8 protein-coding genes are annotated in these 7,945 nt (G+C 61.7%); 3 read left to right on the forward strand and 5 right to left on the reverse strand.

All coding sequences use genetic code 11. The features are described from left to right. Positions 1–64: 64 nt before the first annotated feature. The 4 genes from Q4G14_RS09270 to trpA form a co-directional block, all read right to left on the reverse strand. Positions 65–784 carry a molecular chaperone DjiA gene (locus tag Q4G14_RS09270; RefSeq protein WP_303361456.1) on the reverse strand — a complete coding sequence of 240 codons (720 nt, stop codon included), beginning with the start codon at positions 782–784 and terminating at the stop codon, positions 65–67. Between the two features lie 58 nt (positions 785–842). Beyond that, on the reverse strand, positions 843–1,052 hold the full coding sequence (locus Q4G14_RS09275) for a GNAT family N-acetyltransferase (RefSeq protein ID WP_303361457.1): 210 nt from the start codon (positions 1,050–1,052) through the stop codon (positions 843–845). Between the two features lie 185 nt (positions 1,053–1,237). Further along, positions 1,238–1,819 (reverse strand): VOC family protein, encoded by a 582-nt coding sequence (locus tag Q4G14_RS09280; RefSeq protein ID WP_303361458.1) that lies wholly within the window; start codon positions 1,817–1,819, stop codon positions 1,238–1,240. Between the two features lie 5 nt (positions 1,820–1,824). Continuing rightward, positions 1,825–2,622 carry a tryptophan synthase subunit alpha gene (gene trpA / locus Q4G14_RS09285; RefSeq protein WP_303361459.1) on the reverse strand — a complete coding sequence of 266 codons (798 nt, stop codon included), beginning with the start codon at positions 2,620–2,622 and terminating at the stop codon, positions 1,825–1,827. 319 nt (positions 2,623–2,941) lie between these two features. Between trpA and Q4G14_RS09290 the strand changes: the two genes are divergently transcribed. The 3 genes from Q4G14_RS09290 to Q4G14_RS09300 all read left to right on the forward strand — a co-directional run bounded on the left by Q4G14_RS09290 (position 2,942) and on the right by Q4G14_RS09300 (position 7,031). Then, entirely contained in the window at positions 2,942–3,646 is a 705-nt protein-coding gene (locus Q4G14_RS09290) for an NF038132 family protein (protein WP_303361460.1), read from the forward strand. A gap of 120 nt (positions 3,647–3,766) precedes the next feature. Continuing rightward, positions 3,767–4,864, forward strand: coding sequence for a redox-regulated ATPase YchF (gene ychF / locus Q4G14_RS09295; RefSeq protein ID WP_303361461.1), 1,098 nt, complete (start codon positions 3,767–3,769; stop codon positions 4,862–4,864). A 106-nt stretch (positions 4,865–4,970) separates the two neighbouring features. Beyond that, positions 4,971–7,031, forward strand: coding sequence for a calcium-binding protein (locus Q4G14_RS09300; RefSeq protein WP_303361462.1), 2,061 nt, complete (start codon positions 4,971–4,973; stop codon positions 7,029–7,031). Between the two features lie 55 nt (positions 7,032–7,086). On the opposite strand, the gene Q4G14_RS09305 is transcribed toward Q4G14_RS09300, so the two are convergent. After that, entirely contained in the window at positions 7,087–7,707 is a 621-nt protein-coding gene (locus Q4G14_RS09305) for an outer membrane protein (protein WP_303361463.1), read from the reverse strand. Positions 7,708–7,945: the final 238 nt, after the last annotated feature.

Genomic DNA, 7,945 nt, shown 5'->3' on the forward strand with positions numbered 1-7,945 from the left:
GAACATGGGGACAGCCGCCGCAACGATCAAGCGGCAAGCGGTGGCGATGGCGAAATGTCGCGAATCAGGCTTGCCGCCGCGTCTGCATGGCGCGGAAGGAATCCCACGCCTGATTCAACCGCCGGGTGCGCGCCTCGGCCAGACGGATCGCCTGCGGCGGCAGGCCGCGTGCGATGGCCCGGTCGGGGTGCGATTCAAAGATCAACTGCCGCCAGCGACGCCGGGCCTCGTCCAGCGGGGTGTCGGGGGATACGCCCAAAATCTCGCATGGGAGACAGCCCGATTCGGGATCATGCCGCAGGCGCAGCGCCACAACCTGCGCGGGCGCCAGACCAAAGATGGCCGCCACCTCGTCGATGAAGTCGATTTCGGCGCGGTGCAGATGACCATCGGCCACGGCAATGATGAACAGCCCCTCGACCACATCGACCAGAACCGGATCGCCCTGCGGGAACATGGCCGCGATCCGCCGTGCCCATGCGTCAAAGCCCGCCACGTCCTGCCGCGCCAGATCAAAGACGCGGGCGGCGTTCTTTTCCTCGGTGCGGGGGATGACAAAGACGCGGCGAAAGGCCGCCACCTCGGACCGGGCGACGGCACCATCGGCCTTGGCCAGCTTGGCCCCAAGCGCGATCACCGCAATTGTGAAGGCCACCGATTTTTCCGGCGGAGTCGCCGCCCGCCGCGCGCCGACAAACGCCGCAAGGCGGTCGGCGATACGCTGCCAAAAGCTGCGCGGGCGCGGCAGTTCGGGGGCAAGCTGTCTGGGCGCGGCATCATCCATGCGCCGATGTTACCGGCATCACGGGCGCGGCACCAGCGGGCGCGCCATCACCGCCGCGTCATTTCGGCGGGGATGCGTCAAGATCCAGCCCCATCAGGATCAGATCGTGATATTCGCCGAATTTCCACCCCGCTGCCGGAATACGGCCCCATTCGGCAAAGCCGATCCGCGCGTGAAACGCCACCGAGGTGGCGTTTGATCCGGTGATCGCGGCAATCATGACCCGCCCGCCATCGGCGCGGGCATGATCCAGCAAGGTTACCATCATGCTCGGCCACGAAAGAGCCGCGCCCGTCGGCGTGGCGAGAGGCGATGTAATCGGCAATCTCGGCATCGCTGCGCTGCGACGGCCAAAAGCTGATGGCGGTGTCGCGGATGATGGGGTTCCAGATCGCGCCGATGCCGGGGGCATCATCGGCGCGGGCGGGGCGGATTATCACGGTCGGCCCCTGCCTAAAGCCAGACCATCGACTGGTCGGGGCGCTGCAAAAGGATGCGCAGTTCCGTCTGGCCAAAGCCAAGGGTGATGCGCGGGTCGCTGATACGGCTCAGCGGCTGCGGCTCGGGCGTGGTCATCTGCAAGCGCAGCAGGCGGAAACCGTGGTCGGGCAGCATCTGGCATGGGTGCGCGCCACCGGACCAGCGGATCAGCAGCGGCTGCGTGCCATGCCCCGGCATCTGCCCGTTCACCGGCATGGTAAACTGCCAGTTGAGCGTGCCGCGCGACATCTCAATCACGGACGAGCCGCGCGGAGCGACGAAATGTTCATCGCGGGCGACCCATCCCAGAGTGCGCGGCGGGCCTTTGAAGTGATCCAGCCCATACCAGCGCATCCGTCCGGGCGGCGGGGCGGCAGGATCGACGGCGATCAGTTGCAGATACTCCATCCCGCCCAGATGCAGCAGGCGGTTATGGGTGCCCATCATCGGGTGCCGCCCGCCGTCATCCATGGGGCGGCCCAGAATGCGTTCCAGCAACGCTGCGCCCTCGGCAAGGTTTTCGCAGCCGATAACGATGTGATCCAGACGGCGCATTCCGGTCAGCCCCGATGCGCCCCGGCCGCCAGATCGCGGACAAAACCCAGCACCTGTTCCACCGATTTGCCATCGCCGATCTGTTTCACGATGGCGCTGCCGACCACGCAGCCATCGGCCACGCTGGCCACGGCCTGCGCGGATTCAGGGGTCGAGATGCCAAAGCCCACGACGACCGGCAGGCCCGATGCGGCGCTGATGCGCGCGACCTCGGGGGCGACCTCGGCGGCGTTGGCGGCGGGGCCGCCGGTGATGCCGGTGACGCTGACGTAATAGACAAAGCCCGAAGTGTTCCTGACCACCGCAGGCAGGCGGCGGTCATCGGTGGTCGGGGTGGCCAGACGGATAAAGTTGATCCCGGCCTCGCGCGCGGGGATGCACAGCTCGGCGTCTTCCTCGGGCGGCAGATCGACGACGATCAGCCCGTCCACGCCGGCCTCGGCCGCCTCGGCCAGAAAGCGGGATACGCCGCCGGTGCGGGCATAGATCGGGTTGTAATAGCCCATCAGCACCACCGGGGTTTCACTGTCCTCGGCGCGAAAGCGGCGCAGGATGTCCAGCGTCTGGCTGACGCTGCCACCGGCGGCCAGTGCGCGCTGACCCGCGGCCTGAATCGTCGGCCCGTCGGCCATGGGATCGGTGAAGGGCATCCCCAGTTCGATGATGTCCACCCCCGCCGCAGGCAGCCCGCGCATGATCTGGAACGAGGTTTCGGCATCGGGGTCGGATGCCATGATGTAAGACACGAAAGCCTTGCGTCCCTGTTCGCGAAGGCGGGAAAAACACTGGTCGATGCGGGTCATGCTTGTCTCCGGGCGTGGTTGCCATCCATCGCCCATCCCCGCGCGAGGTGCAAGCGTGTCGTCCGGGGTGTTTCGGGGGGTGGGAACAGCCATAAAGTGATTTGTGGATATTTTTACCATATTCAGGTTGATCCAAACAAATTATCTAAAAATTTATCCTAGACATATCTGCATGACGCAAGGTAAAGACCGCGTGACCTTTGGGGTCGGGTAACGAGAGGGAACAGACGTGGATATTAAGAAAACTGTATTGGGCGCTATTGTTGCTGGCTGCGGCGCATTTTCTGCGCAAGCTGCAACTCTGCCGTCCGACTGGATTGTGAATGGTAATGCCGGTTACATGAATCCGCAGGGCGTTGTTACGGCCCCGCCGCAGCAGGGGCCGGGCTATTACTATGTTTCGACGTGGGATGCCCCTGCGGGCGTCGGGGCATTGCCAGGTGTCGGCGGGTCAGGGTTGCCGATGAACGGATCAACCGTTGCGACGGGGCTTTTCAGCTCGAATGCCGGGGATATGCTGAACTTTTTCTTTAACTACGTCACGTCTGATGGTGCGGGTTATGCCGATTATGGCTGGGCACGATTGCTGAATTCGGTCGGCGACCAGGTTGCGCTGCTGTTCACCGCACGCACCACGCCGGGCGGGTCCAGCGTTCCGGGTTTTTCGATGCCCGATCCTGAAGCAACGCTGAGTCCTGCCACCGTTACGATTACGCCGGGCGGTCCGGTGTGGGACGCATTGGGTAGTAATAGTGGCGCTTGTTTTGACAACGGCTGCGGTTATACCGGCTGGGTGCAGTCCAGCTATACCATTCAGAACCCCGGTGAATATCGGCTGGAATTCGGCGTGACCAACTGGAACGATCAGATTTTTGCCAGCGCGATGGCATTTGCCGGTGCGACCATCGGCGATGTGGTTATCACCCCGCCGACCCCCGCGCCGGTTCCGCTGCCTGCCAGCGGGCTACTGTTGCTGGCTGGTCTGGGTGCTGTCGGCGCGATCCGCCGTCAGCGCGCGGCCTGATCCGCAGATCATCGTGGCAAAGGCCCGCCCGGTGCGGGCCTTTTTCGATTGGCGCGCCGGTCTGGACTTGCCCGCCTCTGCGCCCTACAAGCCGCAAAAATCGCACAAAGGACGCCGATCATGGGTTTTCGCATGGGCATCGTCGGGCTGCCGAACGTCGGCAAGTCCACCCTGTTCAACGCGCTGACGCGCACCGCCGCCGCGCAGGCCGCCAACTTTCCCTTTTGCACCATCGAACCGAACGTGGGCGAGGTGGCCGTGCCCGACCGCCGTCTGGACGCGCTGGCCGGGATCGCCGGGTCGAAACAGATCATCCCGACTCGGATCACCTTTGTGGACATCGCCGGTCTGGTGAAAGGTGCCTCCAAGGGCGAGGGGCTGGGCAACCAGTTCCTTGCCAATATCCGCGAGGTGGACGCCATCGCCCATGTCCTGCGCTGCTTTGAAGACGGCGACATTACTCATGTCGAAGGGCGCGTCGATCCGATTGCCGATGCCGAGGTGATCGAAACCGAACTGATGATCGCCGACATGGAATCCATCGAGCGGCGTCTGGCCAACCTGCAACGCAAGCTGAAGGGCGGCGACAAAGAGGCCGTGGATCAGGAACGGCTGCTGAAACAGGCTCTGGCCGCGCTTGAGGCCGGGCAACCGGCGCGCAGCGTGGCGGTGGCCGCCGATGACGCAAAGGCCTGGGGGATGCTGCAACTGCTGACGGCCAAGCCGGTGCTGTATGTCTGCAACGTCGCCGAATCCGAGGCTGCGGCCGGCAACGACTGGTCGAACAAGGTCGCCGAAATGGCCAGGGCGCAGGGCGCGGGCCATGTGGTGATCTCGGCCCGAATTGAAGAAGAAATCAGCCAGCTAGAGGCCGAAGAAGCCGAGATGTTCCTTGGCGAAATGGGGCTGGAGGAAGCCGGTCTGGATCGCCTGATCCGCGCCGGTTACGATCTGCTGGGCCTGCAAACCTATTTCACCGTCGGCCCGAAAGAGGCGCGCGCCTGGACGATCCGCAAGGGCACGCTGGCCCCTCAGGCGGCGGGCGTCATTCACGGCGATTTCGAAAAGGGTTTTATCCGCGCGGAAACCATTGGTTTCGATGATTATATCGCCGGAAAAGGCGAATCCGGCGCGCGCGAGGCGGGCAAGCTGCGTGTCGAAGGCAAGACCTACGAGGTCAAAGACGGCGACGTGCTGCATTTCCTGTTCAGCGGCTGACCGGGCAGGGGGCCGCCACCGCGCGCGGCATAGGAATTTCTGGCATTGCATCAAAAGTTAATCGCGCGGATAGTCTGGGCAGGGTTGATTCGCGTGGGGGTGTGCAATGGGTGCGGAATCGCGTTTTATCGGCGGTTATCTAGATCAGGAAATAAGCGACATCGCCATTTTGCCGAATGGCGGAATGGTTTTGCTTTGGCAGGATAACAGCATAGACCCCGAGCCGCCGCACACCGGTATCGGAATTATCGTTTTGGATCGTGATTTTAACGTAGTAAGCAGTGGCGTGCCCTATGTCCAGCATATTGGACGGCAGTTTAGCGCCCATGTCGTTGCGACGAAAGATGGCTTTGCTGTCGCATGGGAAAGCGACGGGCCGGATAAGAATAATTATCACGATACGTTATTTGACAGCTACATCAGATTTTTTGATCTGAATGGCGCGCCAAAGACCGGCGACATCCAGTTGAATCCGGCTTATGCTCTGGACGGTGGCAGCCTCCGAGATGAATCGCACATTCAAGATTTGAAGACTCTGTCGGACGGCTCTGTTATCGTGTTGACCGCAAATTCGCCCGTCAGCACGGATTGGGACGTTTTGGCCTATCGGTTCAGTTCCAGCGGAGCGCGGTTATCCACCAAAACACTTTTGACCGATGTTGATACTGGGCTGGCTTCGATAGCCCGAAACACGACAACGCCAGCGGCAGAAGTGACTGCCGCGAGTAACGGTTATTTGCTGACGTGGCGCGAGCAATATCCCGAATCAAGTCATGTATATGCCTATGGTGTTTTCAGTCAGTTTTTCAATAATTCAGGCAAGCCGATTAGTCGGGTGGTTGAACTTGGCGAGCCTCCGAGTAAAATGTTTGACGATATACGGGCAAGCCATCCCGATGTGTTGCGAATGACAAACGGCAATTTCGCAGCAACATGGTGGACCGATAATCAGGACACTGGAAAAGCGACGCATTACCTGCGGATGCTGAACGGTTCTGGCAGTCCCATCGGATCGCTTATCAAGCTGCGCGAAGAAACAAATAAGGCGACCTCATTCATGAATGAGATGGTGAGCCTTGGCGGTGGATTTTGGACCATAATTTCCCCCGTATACACCCATAAAACAACGGAAATGGGCGTTGCGACAAGTTATTACACCCTTCACGCCCGCATTTTCGATAGCACCGGAAACCAGATCGGCGGCCCGATAAATCTGCTGAATGACACCTATGAGAGCATGTCTTCGCTTAAGGTTCAGCGCCTGCCCTCTGGTCCGCTTATGGTGACGTGGGGTTGGGGGCCGACCCTTGAGGAGGACGTCTGGCTTAAGGTGATCGGTGACGGCACCGATGCCTTTCCGCGCATTCTTGAGGCCAAGACGGGCACGCCGCTGAACGGCGGGGCCGGGCGCGACATGATGCTGGGCACCGGGCAGGGCGACCGGATGTTCGGCAAGAACGGCAATGACATCATGCACGGCGCGGGCGGCCACGACTATCTGGCCGGGGGCAACGGCAACGATGTGATCTATGGCGGCTCGGGGCGCGATACGCTGTTGGGCGGTGCCGGGCGTGATACTCTGGACGGCGGCACCGGCAACGATCTGCTGCGCGGCGGTGATGGTAACGACCGGCTGCTGGGGGGATCGGGCGATGACACGCTGGAAGGGGGTGCCGGAAATGATCGCCTGCTGGGCGGCACCGGCAACGACCGCCTGTTTGGCGGCAGCGGCAGTGACACGTTAGAGGGCAATGGCGGTAATGACCTGCTGCGGGGCGAGGGCGGCAACGACCGTCTGCTGGGCGGTGCGGGCCACGATACGCTGAACGGCGGTGCCGGGAACGATGTGCTGATTGGAGGAGCGGGCAATGACCGGCTGATCGGCGGGGCCGGGCGCGACACCATGACGGGCGGGCAGGGGGCCGACAGCTTTGTTTTTGCCAAGGGTTACGGCGCGGATATTATCACCGATTTTGGCAATGGAAATGACCGGCTGCTGATCGACGATAATCTGTGGACAGGGAAATTGACTCCGGCACAGGTTATCAGCCGCTTTGCCAAGGATACCGGGCCGGATATCCGGTTTGATTTCGGTGGCGGCGATACGCTGTTGCTGCGCGGGGTCGGAAATATATCCGACCTGAGCGGCGATTTGGTGATTATCTGAACCGCATAGAAAAGGGGCGCGTGATGCGCCCCTTTCCGTTTGGCTGGTGGCCGGATCAGAACTGATACGACACGTTCAGACCAAGGCTGGTGCCTTTCAGGTCATTCCCGTCCACGTCGTTAAAGTCGCTGAATTCGCGGCGCAGAACCTCGGCCCCGACCAGCACGTTTTCCGTGGCTTTGAATTTGGCACCCAGACCATAGAAATAGCCGTCGCCATCCTGATCGGCCGCACCGTTGATGCCGTCGATTTTCAGGTCGTTATAACCGACCGTCAGATAGGGCAAAAAGCGGCCCGCATTGTAACCGGCCAGCAATTTCGCGCTGAGCATCCGGCCATCGGTGTCAACATTGGCGCCATCGGCTTCAAAGCTGCTGACCTTGTCATAGGCCAGTTCGGCACCGCCGACAAAGCGGCCGAAATCATGCAGATAGCCGGCATGCAGGCCATAGGTATTCGAGCTGAAGTCGGTGTTGCCTAGGCTGGTTTCCAGCTTGGGGTCAAACTTGCCGACCTGGCCGCCCAGATAGAAGCCCGTCCAGTCCGTGACCGGGGCAACGACCGGCGCGACCACCACGGGGGCAGCTTCGACGACCGGGGCGGTGTAACCGCCCGCAACAGCTGCGACGGCCGAAGCCAGAAGCGAACCAGTGGCAAGGGCGATGATCTTGTTCATGACGATCTCCAGTTGATCTTGTTACGTCAGTGAGCGGATAACTATTCCTCTGGCCAAAGGTTTCCAGCCCGTCGCGCTACACCACTGCGTGGTTGCCGTTTTGCCACAGCCGCCTTTCGCGCCCCGGAACCGCAATCCTGACGCAAACCCCTCTTGCCTCCGCCGCGCGTGATCGCTAGACGGGTCGGCGGAGTGGTGGCCGAGTGGTCGAAGGCACACCCCTGCTAAGGGTGCAGGC

Source organism: Paracoccus sp. (in: a-proteobacteria), from assembly GCF_030538755.1.
In the GTDB taxonomy this organism is placed as follows: domain Bacteria; phylum Pseudomonadota; class Alphaproteobacteria; order Rhodobacterales; family Rhodobacteraceae; genus Paracoccus.